The sequence below is a fragment of the Xenorhabdus bovienii genome (assembly GCF_024721015.1).
GTDB classification, from domain to species: domain Bacteria; phylum Pseudomonadota; class Gammaproteobacteria; order Enterobacterales; family Enterobacteriaceae; genus Xenorhabdus; species Xenorhabdus bovienii.
Genome location: NZ_JANAIF010000403.1, coordinates 1 through 278, shown reverse-complemented (window position 1 = coordinate 278; position 278 = coordinate 1). Strand labels below are relative to the sequence as shown.

The 278-nt window shown below is 40.6% G+C and carries 1 pseudogene; it reads right to left on the bottom strand.

The window, feature by feature from the left end:
* Positions 1-73: 73 nt before the first annotated feature.
* Positions 74-278 (bottom strand): annotated as a pseudogene (locus NXS07_RS21180) (hypothetical protein); the annotation flags it as partial.

Below are 278 nucleotides of genomic sequence, written 5' to 3'. Positions count from 1 at the left end.
CGTGGAGTATGAGCTAAATACTCTATTGGAAGGTTATGGTGCTAAATTTGCAATTAATTTTTCTTGATTACTTATTTTTAATAAGAGGCGCAATTTTTGACGTATCTTTCAGCTTCACTTCGAAAGTAATATTACTCAGTTTCCAGTCACACTTCCCTCCCCCCTCCTTAGGGACACTGACCTCAACTTGATTTGACTGACCGATTGATAGAGGGTAGGTAGCACGATGAAAACCCGGAACAGAATACGACTTCATATTCGCGGTTCGGCGTTCTTTG